Source organism: Nannocystis pusilla (assembly GCF_026626665.1).
Taxonomy (GTDB): domain Bacteria; phylum Myxococcota_A; class Polyangia; order Nannocystales; family Nannocystaceae; genus Nannocystis; species Nannocystis pusilla.
In genome coordinates this window covers 5,719,107-5,735,953 of record NZ_JAPNKE010000002.1, presented here as the reverse complement: position 1 = coordinate 5,735,953, position 16,847 = coordinate 5,719,107, and the positions used below count along the sequence as shown (strand labels likewise).

The 16,847-nt window shown below is 72.7% G+C and carries 12 protein-coding genes and 1 pseudogene; 5 read left to right on the top strand and 8 right to left on the bottom strand.

The annotated features are described in order from the left end of the window. Nucleotides 1-220 precede the first annotated feature (220 nt). Entirely contained in the window at nucleotides 221-976 is a 756-nt protein-coding gene (locus OV079_RS25420; RefSeq protein ID WP_267771456.1) for a DUF1295 domain-containing protein, read from the top strand. Nucleotides 977-1,191: 215 nt separating this feature from the next. Here the strand turns inward: OV079_RS25420 and OV079_RS25415 are convergent, their stop codons facing one another. From OV079_RS25415 to OV079_RS25405, 3 genes and pseudogenes are all read right to left on the bottom strand, one after another. Then, nucleotides 1,192-2,712: a hypothetical protein gene (locus OV079_RS25415; protein WP_267771454.1), complete on the bottom strand. Its 1,521-nt coding sequence runs from the start codon at nucleotides 2,710-2,712 to the stop codon at nucleotides 1,192-1,194. 679 nt (nucleotides 2,713-3,391) lie between these two features. Beyond that, nucleotides 3,392-4,648 (bottom strand): annotated as a pseudogene (locus OV079_RS58540) (serine/threonine-protein kinase); the annotation flags it as partial. 240 nt (nucleotides 4,649-4,888) lie between these two features. Continuing rightward, nucleotides 4,889-6,925: a 4-alpha-glucanotransferase gene (locus tag OV079_RS25405; protein ID WP_267771451.1), complete on the bottom strand. Its 2,037-nt coding sequence runs from the start codon at nucleotides 6,923-6,925 to the stop codon at nucleotides 4,889-4,891. A gap of 81 nt (nucleotides 6,926-7,006) precedes the next feature. Here OV079_RS25405 and OV079_RS25400 point away from each other — a divergent pair, with 81 nt between their 5' ends. Together OV079_RS25400 and OV079_RS25395 are read left to right on the top strand one after the other, a co-directional pair. Next, the gene (locus OV079_RS25400) at nucleotides 7,007-7,945 is read left to right on the top strand and encodes a bestrophin family protein (RefSeq protein WP_267771450.1); all 939 of its coding nucleotides are present in this window, start codon (nucleotides 7,007-7,009) and stop codon (nucleotides 7,943-7,945) included. Nucleotides 7,946-7,975: 30 nt separating this feature from the next. Then, entirely contained in the window at nucleotides 7,976-8,764 is a 789-nt protein-coding gene (locus OV079_RS25395; protein WP_267771448.1) for an alpha/beta fold hydrolase, read from the top strand. Between the two features lie 72 nt (nucleotides 8,765-8,836). Here OV079_RS25395 and OV079_RS25390 read toward each other — a convergent pair whose 3' ends face one another. Both OV079_RS25390 and OV079_RS25385 read right to left on the bottom strand, forming a co-directional pair. Next, the gene (locus OV079_RS25390) at nucleotides 8,837-9,004 is read right to left on the bottom strand and encodes a hypothetical protein (RefSeq protein WP_267771447.1); all 168 of its coding nucleotides are present in this window, start codon (nucleotides 9,002-9,004) and stop codon (nucleotides 8,837-8,839) included. Then, nucleotides 9,001-10,257 carry a hypothetical protein gene (locus tag OV079_RS25385; RefSeq protein WP_267771445.1) on the bottom strand — a complete coding sequence of 419 codons (1,257 nt, stop codon included), beginning with the start codon at nucleotides 10,255-10,257 and terminating at the stop codon, nucleotides 9,001-9,003. Before OV079_RS25385 ends, OV079_RS25390 begins: the two co-directional genes overlap by 4 nt. 249 nt (nucleotides 10,258-10,506) lie before the next feature. On the opposite strand from OV079_RS25385, the gene OV079_RS25380 reads away from it, so the two are divergent. Further along, nucleotides 10,507-10,971 (top strand): MYXO-CTERM sorting domain-containing protein, encoded by a 465-nt coding sequence (locus OV079_RS25380; RefSeq protein WP_267771444.1) that lies wholly within the window; start codon nucleotides 10,507-10,509, stop codon nucleotides 10,969-10,971. Between the two features lie 307 nt (nucleotides 10,972-11,278). Here OV079_RS25380 and OV079_RS25375 read toward each other — a convergent pair whose 3' ends face one another. The 3 genes from OV079_RS25375 to OV079_RS25365 form a co-directional block, all read right to left on the bottom strand. Then, a complete protein-coding gene (locus OV079_RS25375; protein WP_267771443.1) occupies nucleotides 11,279-12,571 on the bottom strand; it encodes a DUF4215 domain-containing protein in 1,293 nt (430 codons plus the stop codon). 286 nt (nucleotides 12,572-12,857) lie between these two features. Then, nucleotides 12,858-14,165, bottom strand: coding sequence for an NADH:flavin oxidoreductase (locus OV079_RS25370; protein ID WP_267771442.1), 1,308 nt, complete (start codon nucleotides 14,163-14,165; stop codon nucleotides 12,858-12,860). A gap of 3 nt (nucleotides 14,166-14,168) precedes the next feature. Beyond that, nucleotides 14,169-14,822, bottom strand: a complete 654-nt coding sequence (locus OV079_RS25365) for a TetR/AcrR family transcriptional regulator (RefSeq protein WP_267709927.1) — start codon at nucleotides 14,820-14,822, stop codon at nucleotides 14,169-14,171. Nucleotides 14,823-14,938: 116 nt separating this feature from the next. Between OV079_RS25365 and OV079_RS25360 the strand changes: the two genes are divergently transcribed. Beyond that, on the top strand, nucleotides 14,939-16,828 hold the full coding sequence (locus tag OV079_RS25360; protein ID WP_267771441.1) for an IgGFc-binding protein: 1,890 nt from the start codon (nucleotides 14,939-14,941) through the stop codon (nucleotides 16,826-16,828). Nucleotides 16,829-16,847 lie beyond the last annotated feature (19 nt).

The window sequence follows — 16,847 nt, the reverse complement described above, 5'->3', positions numbered from 1 at the left end:
AAGGGCCGGCGCGACACGGACGGGGCGCGGACGTGAAGGCGGCGCTAGCTGGCCTTCGGGACATGGACTGAAGGCCAGGCAGCTCGGCGGGCTCGACGGGCGCGGCCGGGGAGATCGCCCGGAGCCGGCGGGTGAACGCTCGGGCGGGGGCTGAGGCGCGTCCCATAGCGCACGCGGCGAGGGCGGCGCCGGCGCGGCCTGCTGTGGTCTACTCGCGGGGATGTCCGAGCTCGAGCTTCACACGCTGCTGGTCCAGGGAGTGTTCCTCGTCGCCGCGCTGACGGTGCCGGCCCTGCTGTTCATCTCGGCGCCGTACGGTCGCCACGCGCGCGGCGGCTGGGGGCCGCAGATGGACACGCGGCTGGCGTGGATGGTGATGGAGTCGCCGTCGGTGCTGTGGTTTTTGGCGGTGTTCTTCGCCGGCGCGCACGCGTGGAGCCTGGTGCCGCTGCTGCTGCTGGTGCTGTGGCAGTCGCACTACGTGCAGCGGGCGTTCATCTTCCCGCTGAAGATCCGCCCGGGCGGCCACACGCCGGTCAGCGTGGTGGCGATGGGCTTCATGTTCAACCTCGTCAACGCCTACGTGAACGCCCGCTGGGTCAGCGAGTTCGGCCGCTACGAGCTGTCGTGGCTGCTCGACCCGCGGCTGTGGCTCGGCGTCGGGCTGTTCGTGCTCGGCTACCGCATCAACCGCCGCGCCGACGCGGCCCTGGCGGCCCTGCGCAAGCCCGGCGAGACCGGCTACAAGATCCCCCGCGGCGGGCTCTACGAGCTGATCTCGTGCCCCAACTACTTCGGCGAGCTGCTCGAATGGACAGGTTGGGCGATCGCCACCTGGTCGGTCGCCGGGCTGTCGTTCGCGGTGTTCACCGCGGCCAACCTGGTGCCGCGGGCGCTGTCGCACCACAAGTGGTACAAGCAGAAGTTCCCCGACTATCCGGCGGGGCGCAAGGCGGTGATCCCGTTCCTGCTGTGAGCGGGGTGGCCCGGGGGACATGTCGGAATGGACATGTCCTGCGGGCGCTCGGCGCGGTCATGTGTCGCTGTCCCGGGGGACATGGCGTTTAGGCCATGGCTCCGGGGACAGGAGGCGCGGTCAGAGCGGCGGGGACAGGCCGGGGGTGCTGGTGATGACCCACCGGGCGGGGCAGGCGATCGCCTGCAGGCGCATGAAGGCCTCGCTGCGGGCGATCATCTGCTCGCCCTCGGAGCCGCCGAGCCAGGTGCCGAGGCGGAGGCGGGCGGCGGCGGCGGCGAGGGGCATGTCGGCGGCGTCGAAGGCGTCGGCGGCCTCGCTGAGGGCCGGGACGACGACGTCGGCGGCGGCGTCGCGCAGGGCCAGGCCGGCGGCGTCGAGGAGGGCGGCGGAGGCGAGCGCGCCGGCGTTGCCGATCTGGCGCAGGGCGTCGGCGTCGGCGGCGGCGGCCGCGAGGAAGGGCTCGCGGGCGGCGTCGACGCCTGACCTTCGGCCATGGCCAATGCGACCTGTCCGTGGAGACTGATGAAGTTGGCGCGCTGGTTCTTGGTGAACGCGGCCCCGCCGGCGCCGAGGGTGGCGGAGACGCGCTCGACCTCGGCCCAGGCGACGGCGATCTCGCCGGCGTACTGGGCGCAGAGGGCCTCGATCATCGAGGCGCGCAGGCCGGCGGCCGAGCCGGCGGCGACGTTGCCGAGACGGACGGCGCGGGCGATCACGTCGCGGGCGTCGGACGGGGCGTCGGCGGCGAGGAGGACGAGGGCGCTGTAGTAGGCGGCGACGAACTCGACCATCGAGTCGCCGGTCTGCTGGGCCTGCTCGCTCATGACGGCGCTGCGCAGGGCGATCGCCCGCAGCTCGCCGCGCGACTCGAGCAGGCTCATGAGCATGACGGCGCCGAAGTTGCACTCCCACGCGATGTTGCTGCAGCGCTGGCGCAGGTGGGTGATGCCGAACTCGAGGTCGCGCATGGCGTCGGCCCAGCGGCCGCGGCTGACCGCGGAGATGCCGTCGAAGAGGACGGACAGGCCGACGATGTACGGGTCGTCGCGGCGGCCGAGGTACTCGTCGATGATGGCGCGCAGGCGGGTCAGGACGGCCGAGTCGCCGGCGACCGACCACACCGCGCGGACGATGACCATGCCGCGGACGTGGCGGGCCTCGTCGCGGATGGCGCGGGCGATCGCGGCGCTGCGGGCGGCGAAGTAGGCCGAGCGTACCGGGCTGTGGATGAACAGGCCCTTGGCGGCGGCCCACAGCGCGTCCGACAGCGCGGCGCTCTCGGAGCCGGCCGACTCGGAGGTGTCGGGCTCGCCGTTGCGGAGCAGCGCGCCGACCTCGTTCTGGAACGCGACCGCCAGCGCCTGGCCGCTGCCGGGGTCGCAGAAGCCTGTCCCTTGGAGCAGGTCCTTGAGGACACCCTCGCCCTTGGCCGTCTCGCCGACGGCGAAGTACTGCTCGCAGGCGCGGACGCGCAGCTCGGCGCGCTGGGTGATCGGGGCCTTCTCGGCGGCGCGCAGGAAGATCGGCGCGGCCTCGAGGCCGAGGCCGGCGTCGACCTTGGCGCGGGCGCAGGCGACCATGCGCAGCCAGGCCTCGGGGGTGCAGCGCAGCGCGAGCTCGTGCAGCTCGGCGGCGCGGGCGAAGGCGAGGGCGTCGGCGGCGGCCTTGCCGGCCCGCTCGGCGTAGGTCGCGGCCCGCTCGCGCTCGCCGGCGGCGAACAGGTGGCGGGCCATGAACTCGGCGTCGGGCCGGCCGAGCTGCAGGGCGGTGTCGGCGAGCAGGCGGTGGAGCTGGCGCGCGCTCGGGCGTCAGGGCGCGGACGACCAGGGCGCGGCCGCGGTCGTGCAGCGGCTCGACGCTGGGCGCGTGGTTGCGGCGGCCGAGCTGGACCAGCCGCGCGGCGTGCAGGCGGGCCAGGCGGGCGTGGATGTCGGACGGGTCGCCGAGGGCCCGCGCGAGCAGGCCGGTCGGCAGCGGGGCGCCGGCGGCGGCCACCAGGTCGAGCGCGGCGCGGTCGCCCGAGGCGAGGTTGTCGACCCGCGCCTGGAGACATGTCTCGAAGGACAGGGACTCGGGGGTGAGCTTGGCGAGGTCGGCGTGGGTGAGCTCGTGGACCAGCGCCTCGAGCACGTACGAGTCGCCGCGGGCCTCGTCGGCGATCGCCGCGGCCCACGGCTCGGGCGGCAGGCCGGCGGCGACCAGGAGGGCGCGCGCGGCCGCGTGGGCGTCGCGCTCGTCGAGGCGGCCGACGTCGAGGCGGGCGACGTGGAGCTCGGGCAGCACGCGCAGCTGCAGGCGCTCGAACTCGTGGCGGACCAGCGGCGAGCCGGGCCACTCGGTGTGGTAGGCGACGACCAGCAGCAGCGCCGGGGCGTCGGGCGGGGCCAGCAGCTCGGACAGCAGGCGCACGCTGTCGGCGTCGCTCCAGTGGAAGTCGTCGAGGAACAGGACCAGGCGGCGGCGCGCGGCCAGGGCGGCGAGCAGGCGCTTGAGCGCGGCGAAGGCCTTGCGCCGCGACTCCTGGTCGGACACGCCGGCGCGGGCGCTCTGGGCCAGCTCGCGCACCGCCGAGACCCGCTGCAGCACCGGGAACACGCGCGCGAGCTCGCCGGTGTGGGTGCCGAGCAGCGGCGTGAGCTCGAACGGCTCGAGCGCGCCGAGGTGGTCGGCGAGGGCGTCGACCAAACTGTCGAACGCCTTGAACGGGACGGTCTCGTGCTGGTAGCAGCGGGCCGTGAGGGCGACGACGTCGCCGCGCGGCTGGAGGGCGCCGAGGAAGCCGTGGACGAGGCCCGTCTTGCCGACGCCGGGCTGGCCGCGCAGGTAGACGCAGGCGGTGCGGCCGCGGGCGGCGGCGGCGAGGCCCTCGTCGAGCGCGTCGAGCTCGGCCTTGCGACCGAACAGCACCGAGCTGCTGGCCATCGCCGGCGCCGGCGACAGCGCCGCGCCGCCGCACCACGCCAGCAGCTTGGCCCCGGAGGCCCGCTTCTCGGGGTCGCGGCGCAGCAGCTCGCCGATCAGCGCCGCCAGGTCCTCCGGCAGGCCGGGGCCGCGCGGCGGGGCCGGCTCCTCGCACTGCTTGGCGAGGAAGATCTGCGCGTAGCCGCCGGTGAACGGCAGCTTGCCGGTGAGCGCCTCGTAGAGCATCACGCCGACGGCGTACCAGTCGCTGGCCGGGGTCGCGAGCTGGCCGGCGCACTGCTCCGGCGACATGTAAAGAGGAGTGCCCGCGGGCGTCTCGTTGTTGTTGCTGCGGGTGATCGCGGCGACCAGGCCGAAGTCGAGGATGACGACGCGGCCGCCCGAGGTGACGAGCACGTTCGACGGCTTGAGGTCGCGGTGGAGCAGGCCCTGCTCGTGCAGCGCGGTGACGCCGAGCACGAGCTGGCGGATCAGCGCGCGCAGGCGGCGGTCGCTGTCGGGCGCGCGCACGAGGGCGCGGAGCGCCGTGCACAGGTCGACGCCGCCGACGTACTCCATCGTGATGAGCCACAGGTCGCTCTGCGAGTGCAGCTCGTACAGCGTGACGAGGTTCGGGTGGCCGACCTCGGCCATGCTGCGGAACTCGTACTTGAAGCGGTGCAGCTCCGAGGGGCCCATGCGGAGCAGCGACTTCACGGCGACGCGCTGGCCCGTGCGCGTGTCGGTCGCCTCGTATACGGCGCCCATGCCGCCGGCGCCGAGCGGGCGCAAGATCCGGTACGGGCCGACCTGGCCGGCCAGTGCGGTCGCCGGCGGCGGCTGCGGGCCGGTTCGCTCCATGACGCCCTCTTCGGGCGGGGTGCTCATCGTCGGCGACAGCGCGAGGTCCGGCAGGATCGCCGTGTTCGCGACTGGATCGCCACCGCCATCGTTTCGCGAAGACGTTCGCCGGCCGCGCGTGGCAGACCGACTTCGGTGCGCGGCTGCTCAGGCGGCGCTTGCACCTGCACGGGGAGCTTCATGGCGGGGGAGCCGCTTGCAGGCTAGCACGGCCGCCCGAGGCCGCGCTCGAGCCTGGTGATCAGATCGGCGTGCTCGGACGCGCAAGCGGGGCCGCGCGACCGCAGCGCGATGGCCAGGGCCCACCCGAGGTCGAGCGCCGCGCCGCGGGCCGCCGCCGGCCAGTAAGCGGCCTCGCAGCCGGGTCGCAGGCGGAGCGTCCAGTTGGCCGGATCGACCACGCCAGGGGCGTTGTAGATGTCGTGGGCGCCGAACAGGTCGCTCATGAAGACGGCCACCTGGCGCGCCGGGCACACCAGCAGGTCGGCGAACTTGGCGTGCACCAGCGCGGCGGGGTCGGCGAGCATGCGCGCGCGCAGCGGGTCGGCGTCGCTGCGCGACCCCAGACGTCCGCACAAATACGCCGTCTGCGCGGCAGCGAGCGGGGTGCCCTGCCACGAGGCCGCGAGCCGCCAGATCGGCGGGGTGTCGTGGTTGCCGAGCATCACCCAGTCCTCGGGGCGGGCGTTCTCGCTGCGGTAAACGTCGTTCGGATTGGTCAGGTCGGCCTTCTGCGTGACCCGGAAGCGCCCCAGGCCGTGGCCCTCCAACACCCGCTGCAGCGGGTAGGGCTGGGTGCTGAGGACTTCGCACAACACGTCCTCGAGCGCGCGGCCGTGCGCGCGCGGCCGCGAGGACGACGTCGAGCTGGGCGCCGTAGCGGGCCACCTGCGCGTCGTCGAGCGCGTGGACCCACCGGTCGGCGTGGCGCGGCAGGGTCAGGTCGAGCTGGTCGGCGCGCGCGATCGCGTAGGCCGCCAGGCGCGGATGGTCCGAGAGACATGGCGATTCGAACAGGCGCGCGCCGCCCTGGACGGCGCGGTAGGGGTCGGCCTCGTCGGTGCGGTAGACCCACGGGCACACCAGGCCGTGCGGGTGGTCGACGCGCAGGCCGTCGTAGTCGCGCAGCATCGCGTCGGTGCGCGCCGCCACCAGACGCAGGGCCGGGCCGAGCTCGCCGCCCCCGCCGCCGTACAGCCGCGGGTCGAGCACCGGGTAGCCCCACGGCTGGCCGTCCGGGTTGGTGCGGCTCGGCGGCGCGCCCATCGCGTAGCCGGGCAGGAACAGGTCGTGCAGCGCCCAGGTGTCGCCGACGGAGATCCCCACCTGGAGATCGCCGAACAGCCGCAGGGCCGGCAGGCCCGGCCGCGCGGCCAGCTCGGCGCGCAGCGCGGCGTGCTGGCGGGCCGCGAGCAGCTGGCAGAACGCCAGGAACTCGAGCTCGCGCGCGTAGGTCCGCGAGAGCCCGGCCCGCCGCGCCGCCGCGGCCGGGCTCTTGCTGACCCAAAGTTCCTGGTCTCTCGGCCATGTCCTCCAGTGCGATCCGTCGAAGCTGACCCTCAGGCCATGTGCTCCGGACCATGTCCCTCCGGTCCGGTAGGCGGTCGACAGGATCTCGTACAGCCCGGCCGGCACCAGCCAGCCGGCGTGCTCGCGGGCGAACCCGTCGAAGGCCTCGGCGAGGTCGGCGACCGACGGGTCGGCGGCGGCGCGGCGGCGGGCGAAGCCGTGCCAGGCGCTGGCGAGGGCGGCGAGTTGGCGCGGCCACACGGCGGCGTAGTCGGCCCGCTCGGTCACGCCCTGGCGCTGACGCGCAGGCCTGCCGCGCAGGAGGTCGTCGAGGTCGGCGCGCGGGAGGACGTTGCCGTAGTAGGGATCGTCGGCGAGCGAGCGCAGGGCGATCGAGAGGATGTCGCGGGCGAACAGGGCGCCGTCGTACGGCGAGGGGTTGTAGCGCGAGGTCTGTCCCTGCGGACCGAGCTGCACGCCGGTGAAGCCGAGCTGGCGCACGAAGCCGAGGAAGGCCCGGCCGCCGCCGCTGTACGGCGAGCCGCGGCCGAGGTCCTCGTCGTCGCGTCCGGGGAACGAGACGTCGTGGATCGCAAGCACGAGGTGCCGCTTGCCGAGGATGTCGAGGGCTGCCGCGAGGTCGGCGCGGGCGACGGGGCGATCGTGGGCCGGCATGCGGCGGAAGGGTAGCGAGGGCGCGGCCGCGCGTCACGCGGCGTGGACCGCTCGACCCCCGAACGGCTACCTTCGCCGCGGATGATCGTCACGACCAGGGCCTCCTGGCTGTATTTCATGTTCGCGGCGCGTGGGACGACGCTGTCGCGGATCTGGCGGCGACTGACGGTCAACGTCGTGTTCGCCCTGGTGATGACGCTGGGCCACATGCAGTACGGCTGGCTCGACGGCCGTGACGTGACGCCGCTGCCGTTTACCCTGATCGGCTTCGTCCTCAGCATCTTCCTCGGCTTCCGCATCAACACCGCCTACGACCGCTACTGGGAGGGCCGGCGGCTGTGGGGGCAGCTCGTCAACACCAGCCGTTCGCTGGCGCGGCAGATCCAGACGCTGGTCGGCGCAGGGCCCGGCGACCCGGCGGTGGCAGAGCGGCGCCGGCGCCTGATCTACCTGGTGATGGCGTTCCCGCACGCGCTGCGGATCCGCCTGCGCGGCGAGGAGGCGATGGTCGCCGACCTCGGGCCGTTCGTGACCGCCAGCGAGCTCGACCAATTGCAGCGCGAGCGCAACCGGCCCAACGCGCTGGTCCAGCGGATGGCCGAGCTGCTCGACGAGGCCTACCGCGAGGGGCTCGTACACCCGATGCACCTGAGCCTGCTGCATCAATCGCTGACCTCGCTGACCGACATCCAGGGCGGCTGCGAGCGGATCGCCAACACGCCGATCCCGTTCGCCTACCAGGTGCTGCTGCGCCACATCGTCGGCGCCTACTGCTACGCGCTGCCGTTCGGGGTGCTGCTGCCGCTGGGCCTGCTGACGCCGGTGGTGGTGCTGATGATGTCGTACGCGTTCTACGGGCTCGACGCGCTCGGCGAGGAGATCCAGGAGCCGTTCGGCAGCGACCCCAACGACTTGCCGCTGTCGGCGCTGTGCCGCACCATCGAGATCGATCTGCGCCAGCGCCTCGGCGAGCTCGAGCTGCCCGACCCGGCTCAGCCGCACCACGGCCAGCTGCTCTGAAGGACATCTTTATCTTTATAAAGAAAAGACATGTCGCAAGAGACAGCTTATGTGACGGCGGCGGGGCTGCGGCTCGAGTACCGGTGGGTCGGGCCGGGGCCGCAGGCGGCGCCGACGCTGGTGCTGCTGCACGAGGGGCTCGGCTGCGTGAGCCTGTGGCGCGACTTCCCCGACAGGCTGGCGGCCGCGACCGGCTGCGGGGCGCTGGTGTACAGCCGCGCGGGCTACGGCCGCTCGCAGACGATCGCGCTGCCGCGGCCGCTCGACTACATGCAGCGCGAGGGCGAGGACGTGGTCGGGGCGGTGCTCGACGCGCTGGGCGTGGAGTCGGCGATCCTGGTCGGACACAGCGACGGCGGGTCGATCGCGCTGGTACACGCGGCGACCGAGAAGCGCCGGCGCGTGGCCGGGCTGGTGCTGCTGGCGCCGCACGTGTTCTGCGAGGCGGTGTCGGTGCGCAGCATCGCCGCGGCCAGGCGCGAGTTCGAGGTCGGGGAGCTGCGCGCCCGCCTGCAGCGACACCACGGCGAGAACGTCGACGCGGCGTTCCGCGGCTGGTGCGAGGCGTGGCTCGACCCGGCGTTCATGCAGTGGAACATCGAGGGTCATCTGCCGCGGGTGACGGCGCCGATCCTGCTGATCCAGGGCGAGGACGACGTCTACGGGACGACGGCGCAGCTCGAGGCGATCGCCCGCGGAGCCGCGGGGCCGGTCGAGACGCTGCTGCTGCCGGGCTGCGGGCACAGCCCGTACCGCGAGCAGCCGGACGAGACGCTGGCGGCCGCGGCGAGGTTCGTGCGCGCGCTCGTCGGGCGGTAGAGAGGATATGGTTCATGGGGCATGTCTCATCGGACATGCCCTAGAGGGCATGCTTTAAAGACATGTCCGAGATCACTCGCCCATGCGGATGCGGTGCGCGGGGCAGCGGAGCGACCACTCGCGGCGATTCGCGGGTGGCATGAGGGCGCAGCCGTTGGCGGCGACGGCGGCGGGTTGTTCGTCGAGGACGATGTGCCGGCCGGCGTCGAAGTCGAGGGCGCGCCAGGTGTCGCCGATCACGAGCTCGCCGGCGGGGCCGAGCTCGGCCCCGTCGATCTGCCAGGCGCGGCCGGTGGTGAGGTCGTAGGCGAGGACGCTCGGCGCTTCGGAGCCGGCGTCGCGGAGGTACCAGCCGGAAGGGCCCGGCTCGTCCGGCCGCCGGTCGGCAGGACGGGGCCGAACGCCATGGTGCCGTCGTCGAGCGAGACGCGGGCGATCCGCAGGCCCTCCGGGCTGGCGACTTCGGCCGCGCGCCACAGGCCGCCGCGGCGATCGGCGACGGGGTCGGCGAGCCAGCCGTGGAAGTAGCGGAGCGGCGCGAGGCCGGTCGAGGCCCAGAGGAACGAGCCGCGCTCGCCGCAGTCCAGGAGGGACGGACCGATCCAGTCGATGCTGCGGGGGCGGAGGGCGCAGCCGCGGGGCAGCGCGTGCTCGCAGCCGTCGGCGGACAGCCAGTGCTGCGCGGCGACGTCGTGCGGCCGAACTGCCTCCCAGGCCCAGGCGTCGCGCACCTGCAGCATCGGCTGTGCGTCGTCCAGCTCCTCCACGAGGAAGATCTGGGCGCCGTCGCGGTGGAGGAGCGCGTTGACCGGACCGAGGTCGTTGTCCGAGAGGCAGGCGATGTCGTCGCGGCAGCGGGCGTCGCTCTCGAGCGGGCAGCGGTGCGGGCCGCGAGGTGGGGCGGGCTCGTCGGCGACGACGCCCTGGAAGTGGACCCAGCCGGACTCGGCGACGGTATCGGCGCTGCCGAGCAGGTTCGACGGGACGTAGACATCGCGCTCGTCGCCGCTGGCGAGGTCGTGGACGGTGACGCGGTCCGGGCGGGCGCGGGTGTACGCCAGCGTGCCGCCGTGGCGAGCGAAGCGGAATGCGGGCAGCGGATCGTCTTCGAGGAGGTCTCTGGCGAGCTCGACGCGGCGGTCGGACTCGCTGTCGAGGAGCCACCAGCGCTGACCGATCTGGACGATCACGCGGCGATCGCGACGGTCGTGCTCGACGAGCTCGTCGATCGGCTCGCGCGTGCCGAGGACGGTGTCGTGGAGGACGTGGCGCGGGACGACGCTGGCCACGAGCTCGTCTTCGCGGTCTGCGGAGCGATCCTCGAGGACGACGAAGCGGGCGTTGGCGCTCATCCAGATCGGCTGGTGGCCTTCGCTGCCGGCCAGGGGGATGGTGACGCTCGGCACTTCGACGGGTTCGGGCGGGGGGCGCTCGATGCAGGCGGCGAGCAGGAGCGTCGTGGCGAGGGCGAGACCCGGGCGAGGCGTCGACATCCTCGGCCGGCAACGTGTGAGCGGGGGCGACGATTCCTGCGGGCGCGGTGGGGATCGGCGATCCGCGAGAAGGTTCCGCGTGACGATGGCGAGCGTGGAGCTGTCGCGGCGCGTGGTCTGGGTCCGCGAGCGGGATGTGATCCGAGTCGGGTTGCGAGCTCGTGGACGCGGCGGGTGAGGGGATCTCCCGAGGCGAAGGCGCGTGAGTGCCCGTCTCGGGGCGGCCGAACTTCAGTTATGTTGCCCCGCATGCGCAGAGTCCTTGTCTTGTTGTTCGCGTCGCCGCTGTGCCTCCTCGGATCCACGGCCCGCGCTGACGCCTTGCCGCCCGAGCCCGATCCGTACATGGCCTGCGAGGCGCAGGCGCTGGGCACGGCCTGTGTGTCGGAGCTCGGCGAGGGCCTCTGCGTCGAGGCCGACTGCCCGAGCGACCCGGGGAAGAAGTGCGGCTACTGCGACCCCAAGGCGACGGCGACGACCAGCGCCGGCACCGACACCGGCACGGGGACCACGGGCGCCGACACCACCAGCGCGACCGCCGATACCTCCGGCAGCGGGAGCGAGACGGCCGGCGGGAGCTCGAGCGACGGGGGGACCTCCGACGGGACGTCGCCGAAGAAGGAAGAGGGCTGCAGTTGCCGCAGCGACGCGTCGCCCGGGGCCGCCCTCGGGCTGCTCGGGCTCGTCGGGCTGATGCGCCGGCGCCGGCGCTGAATCGCGGATGTCCGAAAGGACATGCTCGCTGGGCCATGTCCCTCGGGACGGTTGTGAGGGCCGGAGCGCCGGCGCGCCGCCGGACATAGAAGGCATGTCGTTCTGGACATGCTCGCTGGGGCATGTCCTTCGGGACGACCGTGAGAGCCGGAGCGCCGGCGCTCCGCCGGGAAGGCATGGCATTCTAGACATGGTCGCCAGGTCATGTCCTTCAAGACATCTGTGAAGGCCGGAGCGCCGGTGCTCCGCCGGACATGGAAGGCATGTCCTTCGGGACATGCTCTCAACAGGATGTCCGAACGAGGGATCAGTCGACGGTGAAGCTGCGGAGCCACCACTCCAAGTCCAGGTGGCCGCCTTCACCCTCGATCCGGATCGTCCCGCCGACGACGAGGTGGTCGGCGGCGAAGGCCACGCCGACGGCGCCGTCGCGCTCGTCGTCCTGCGGGCTGGCGAACCGCGACGACCATAGCGTCGCGCCCTCGCCGTCGAGCAGGCGGACCATGGCGGAGTCGTTGTCGCCGGCGTCGTAGCCGACGACCGCGATGTGCCCTTGCGGACTCGCGGCCACCCTTTCGGGCCGAGGTATCGTGCCGGCGCTGTCGGGCGTGAAGTCGCTCCACGCCTCGGCGAAGTCGGCGGTCAAGCGGCGGACGAGCAGGCCGTCCGGGTCGAGGCCGCGGCCGGCGAGGACGACGTCGCTGTTACCGAGCGCGGCGGCCGAGTCCCAGGCCGGAGCGGCGGGGTCGTCGAGCTCCAGCGAGAGTAGCGCCCCGGACGTGGCGTCGAAGGCGGCCAGCATCGACCCGCGCGCGTCCGAGAACACCACGCCGGGGACGAGGATCCGATCGCCCGCCGCCACGACTTGCCTGGGTGTCACGATGAGCCCCTCCGGCGTGCGCCCCTCCCACATGGGCTCGCCCGTGGCAGAGTCGAGGCCGTGCATGACGAGCTGCCCCTCGATCTCGGGGTCGCCGGTGCCGACGTAGACCCCGTCGTCGGTGGCGGCGACGCCGACGATGCCGACGTCCGAGAACAGGTCCCACGTCGCCACCAGCGCGCCCTCCGGCGTGAACACGTGGATGCCGGTCCCAGGGCTCGCCAGGAAGATCGAGCCCGCGGGGCTCACGGCGAGCTCGCCGGGGCCCGGCGCCGAGGTGCTCCACAGCTCGTCGCCGGCAGGCGTGAACGCCCTGACGAAGGCCGGCTCGTTCACCACGCCGAAGGTGCAGAGGTAGATCGTGCCGTCCGGCCCGGCGGCGAAGCCCTCGATCCAGCCGGCTCCCTCGACGCTCCACACGACCTCGCCGGTGCGCGTGCAGTTGAGGCCGCAGCCGTCGTTGGGCTCGTCGTTGCCGTCGTCGCAAGCTTCACTGTCGGCGACGACGCCGTCGCCGCAGACCGCCTCGGACGGCGCGCCGGTGCCGGGGTCGCCGCTGGTCGGGGCGCCGGTCGAGGGCTCGGGGCCGGAGGAAGACTCGGGGCCGGTCGAATACTCGGGGCTGTCGGTGCCCTGCGAGTTTTCGCCGACGACGATCGAGGGCAAACAGGCGGATAAGGCGAGGCCGGTGAGGGCCAGGATGCGAGCGGGGATGGACAAGCGTTCGATACCTCCCAGGAGGCTCGTCCCCGGTCGCCGCGAGTTCCGTCAACGCTGTCGCGAATCCTGGCGCTGCGACTCGACGGCCTTGCGATCGCAGAGGTGGCGGCGCCCGCTCCGCGCTCGCGCGAGGCGTCCCACTAAAGTAGATCGGGGGCGCCGCCGATCGCGGAGTTCCGACGCGAGCGGCGGCGCGTCGGACGTCGGTCGGACCCGACGCGATCGGACTGCCCCTGCAGGTCAAGGCGCGCGCGTGACGGCTGCGCGAAGGGGCATGTCCGAAAAGTCAGGCGACTTTCTTGGCCGCGGGGCTCGGGCCGCTGGCGTGGCGGCGCAGCTTGTGGATCCCCGGGTTGTAGCAGACGCCCGGCATGCCCAGCATCTGCGGGACGATGCAGCGGTTGCAGCTCTCGCACGCGGTCGCGGCGGTGTCGGACGGGCCGGCGGCGGCGAGGAAGCGGCGGGCGAGGTCGGGCTCGGCGTAGAAGGGGCGGCCGACGCCGATCATGTCGGCCTCGCCGCGGGCGAGGATCTCGGCGGCCTCGGCGGGGGTGCGGATGCCTCCGACCGCGAACACCGGCAGCTTCACGGCGGCCTTGACGGCGCGGAAGACGTCGCGGTTCCACACCGCCGCGAACGGGTACTTGCGCGCGGCCAGGAACATGCCGACGTGGACCAGCGCCGCGCGCACGCGGCTGCCGGTGGCCTCGAGCAGGCGGCGGCGCAGGCCGGCGTTGTCGAACGAGGCGCGCGGGAACTCGCCGCGGGCGATCGAGGTGTTGGGCAGGGCGTCGGCGATCACCGGGGTGAGCGCGGCGAAGTCGGCGGCCTCGGCCATTCGCGCGATCTCGACGCCCTCGCCGAGGTCGATGCCGCGGCCGATCGGGGTCAGCTCGATCGCGGTGTACTTGAGGAGGACCGGGAAGTCGGCCCCGGCCTCGCGGGCGATGGCCTCGCGGATCTCGCGGACGAAGGTCATGCGCCCGTGGATGTCGCCGCCGTAACGATCGCGGCGGCGGTTGAAGATCGGGCTGAGGAATTGATGCAGCAGCTTGGCGTTGCTGGCGGCCAGCTGGACGCCGTCGTAGCCGGCTTCGCGCGCCCACGCGGCGACCAGGCCGAAGCGGGCGACGAGCTGCTGGACCTCGCTCGTGCTGAGGACGTGGGTCTGGCTGCGGTGCAGCGCGCGCAACCACAGCGGCAGCGGGCTCGGGGCGTACGGCGGCGAGCTGCGCACCGGCGCGAACTTGGTGTGCCACGCCTCGAGCGCGAACAAGCCGCCGTGGCCGAGCTGGGTGACGATCTTGCCGCCGGCCTCGTGGACCGCGCGGGTCAGCGGGGCGAGGGCGAGCATGCGCTCGCGTTCGCCGATCGCCGACATGCCCGGCGAGGTGCGACCCTCGGGACAGACGATCGTGTTGCCCTGAATGATGAGTCCGACCCCGGCGGCGGCGTTCGGCACGAAGTGGCGCGCGTAGATGGCGGCCGGGTCTTCGGCGCCGCCCGCACCCTCGAGCACCGGTGCGCGATAGAGGCGGTTTTTGAGGTGGAGCGTGCCGAGGTCGATGGGGTCGGTGAGGCGGACGGTGGGCATGAATCAGACCGTTTCCGGGAGCAACTGGGCCAGGGTGATTTCGACGAGGGCCTCGATGTGCCGGCGCCGCCGCTTGAGCGCGGCCGGCGACAGCACGTCGCGGCGGAACAGGTCGTTGAGCAGCGGCTCGTAGAGGAAGGGGGCGATGATGGCCCCGAACACCGAGACGATGACCTCTTCGAGGCTGCCGAGTGTGCCAGCGACCCGCCGGCCGACGAACGGCTTGAGCGTGTCGACCAGCGGGTGCAGATATTCGTGGGCGACGCGGCGCAGGTGCGGGTCGTTGTTGAGGAGCGCGCGCTGGATCAGCCGCGGGAAGTCGCGCTCCTGCGCGAGGTGGTCGAGGTAGGCGCCGATGACCCGATGGATCCGCTCGCGCGGCGCCCCGGCCTGGTGAAACGCCGCGAGCAGCCGCGTCCGCAGGCCGCTCATCGCCTCGTCGATGACCTTGCGATAGAGGCCCTCTTTGCTGCCGAAGTGATAGCGGACGAGCGCCGGGTTGACGCCGGCGGCGCGCGCGATGTCCCGCACCGAAGCGGCCGCGTAGCCGCCGCGCGAGAACGCCGAGCGCGCCGCTGCGAGCAGCGCCTGCGCGGTTCGGTCGCCCCGCTCCTCGCGACCGTCTGGGGTGGTTTTCGCCTCGCCCGAGCTCGCCATGCGCACTCCAGATACTTTGCACACCTGTGTAAGCAAGTCGAGCGGAATTTGTACGCGCGTACAAATGCAAACGCCGTGATACAGTGGCCGCTATGCTGCGGTCTGGGCTGATTATCGTGGGGTTGGGTGCGGTGGTGTCGGGGTGTGGTTCGTCGGAGGGGATGATGGCCTCGGCGACGACGACCGGCGTGACGACGGTCGAGCTGACGGCGGCGACGACGGACACGGGCACCGCCACGGGCACCAGCGAGGCGCCGCCGACGACCACCGAGACCGGCGCCGAGACCATCACGACGATGGGGATGACCGGGACGAGCGCGCCGACGTCGACGACGACCGAGAGCTCGACCGAGAGCACGACGACGATGGGCGTCGAGACGATGTCGGGCAGCGAGACGGCGACCGACAGCGAGAGCGGAACCGAGCCGCCGCCGCCGTGCATGCAGGGCGAGGTCGTGTGCGAGGGCGGCGAGGCCAAGGTGTGCGACGGGATGGGCGGGTTCGAGAGCAGCGAGCCGTGCGAGGCCGCCTGCGAACCCGGCGTCGGCTGTCTGGCGTGCGTGCCCGACGCGCCGTTCTGCGAGGGCGACGTGGCCATGAAGTGCGCTTCGGACGGCCTGTCGAGCGAGGTGGTCGAGGACTGCGACGAGCTCCAGGGGATCTCCTGCAACCCGGACATCGGGCTGTGCGACGGCGCCTGCGTCATCGAGAACCTGCAGCTCAACTACATCGGTTGTGACTACTACCCGACCATCACGCTACAGCACGACTCGTACAACAGCGGCACGAAGGTGTTCGCGGCGGTGGTCGCCAACACCGCCGACGTGCCCGCGGCGATCACGGTCACGCGCGGGGCGATGCTGATCAAGGAGGAGACGGTCGCCGCCAAGAGCGTCAAGGCGATCACGCTGCCGTGGATCCCGGCGCTCACGAAGGGGTCCGGGCCCTCGGCGGTGGTGGCCGAAGGAGCCTACCGCCTGCGCAGCGACCGCCCGGTCACGGTCTACCAGTACAATCTTCTTTATGCGTCGGCGACCAACGACGCGTCGCTGCTGCTGCCGGTCAACGCGTGGACCGGCGACTACGTGGTCGCCTCGTACCCGCACTTCCCCCAGCTGAACTACCCCGGCTTCTACGCCGTGACCGCGCGCGAGGACGGGACCACGGTGACGCTGGCGCCGTCGGCGACGGGCAACAAGGTGCAGGCGGGCGGGGGTGTCGCGGCCGACGGCACCGGGGTGGTGGTGCTGAACGCCGGCGATGTCCTGCAGGTGGCCACCGCCGCCGGCGGCGACCTCACCGGCACCGGGGTCAGCGCCGACAAGCCGGTCCAGGTCATCGCCGGGCACAAGTGCACCAACGTGCCCACGGGCGTCGACGCCTGCGATCACCTCGAGGAGGCGATGTTCCCCTACGAGGCGCTGGCGAAGGAGTACATCGTCGTGCCGCCGGGCCAGTCCCCCGACGGGACGCCCGACCACGGCCAGGTCGTGCGGTTTATCGCGGCCGAGCCGAACACCACGCTGACCTTCGTGCCCGACCAGGGGGTGCCGAAGGTCCTCGCCAAGGCCGGCGACTTCGTCGAGCTGGTGTCGACGACCGCCCGCTTCAAGGTGTCGGCCGACAAGCGGTTCATGGTCGCGCAGTACATGGTCGGCCAGGGCGGCGGCTTCGGCGAGGCCGACCCGTCGATGCTGCTGGCCACCGCCACCGAGCAGTACCGCAAGGACTACCTGTTCCACGCCCCCCCGACCTGGGAGAGCAACTTCGTCGACATCATCCTCAAGAACGGCACGACGGTGTCGGTCGACGGCCAGCCGGTGCTCGCGCCGGTGCAGATCGGGATGACCGGCTACTCGCTGGCCCGCGTGAAGCTGGACGCCGGCCCGCTCAGCGACGGCAACCACACCATCGTCGGCAGCGACCGCGTCGGCATCGGCGTCTACGGCCTGCAGGACTTCGGCAGCTACTGGGTGGTCGGCGGCCTCGACCTCGACCACCTGTAGCGAGCTTCTCGGAAACTCC

Coding starts and splice junctions, on each gene's coding strand:
- OV079_RS25365 (WP_267709927.1), bottom strand. CDS start 14,822: ATGGCGAGCTCGGGCGAGGCGAAAACCACCCCAGACGGTCGCGAGGAG.
- OV079_RS25395 (WP_267771448.1), top strand. CDS start 7,976: ATGTCGCAAGAGACAGCTTATGTGACGGCGGCGGGGCTGCGGCTCGAG.
- OV079_RS25405 (WP_267771451.1), bottom strand. CDS start 6,925: ATGCCGGCCCACGATCGCCCCGTCGCCCGCGCCGACCTCGCGGCAGCC.
- OV079_RS25400 (WP_267771450.1), top strand. CDS start 7,007: ATGATCGTCACGACCAGGGCCTCCTGGCTGTATTTCATGTTCGCGGCG.
- OV079_RS25420 (WP_267771456.1), top strand. CDS start 221: ATGTCCGAGCTCGAGCTTCACACGCTGCTGGTCCAGGGAGTGTTCCTC.
- OV079_RS25385 (WP_267771445.1), bottom strand. CDS start 10,257: ATGTCGACGCCTCGCCCGGGTCTCGCCCTCGCCACGACGCTCCTGCTC.
- OV079_RS25380 (WP_267771444.1), top strand. CDS start 10,507: ATGCGCAGAGTCCTTGTCTTGTTGTTCGCGTCGCCGCTGTGCCTCCTC.
- OV079_RS25370 (WP_267771442.1), bottom strand. CDS start 14,165: ATGCCCACCGTCCGCCTCACCGACCCCATCGACCTCGGCACGCTCCAC.
- OV079_RS25415 (WP_267771454.1), bottom strand. CDS start 2,712: ATGGCCCGCCACCTGTTCGCCGCCGGCGAGCGCGAGCGGGCCGCGACC.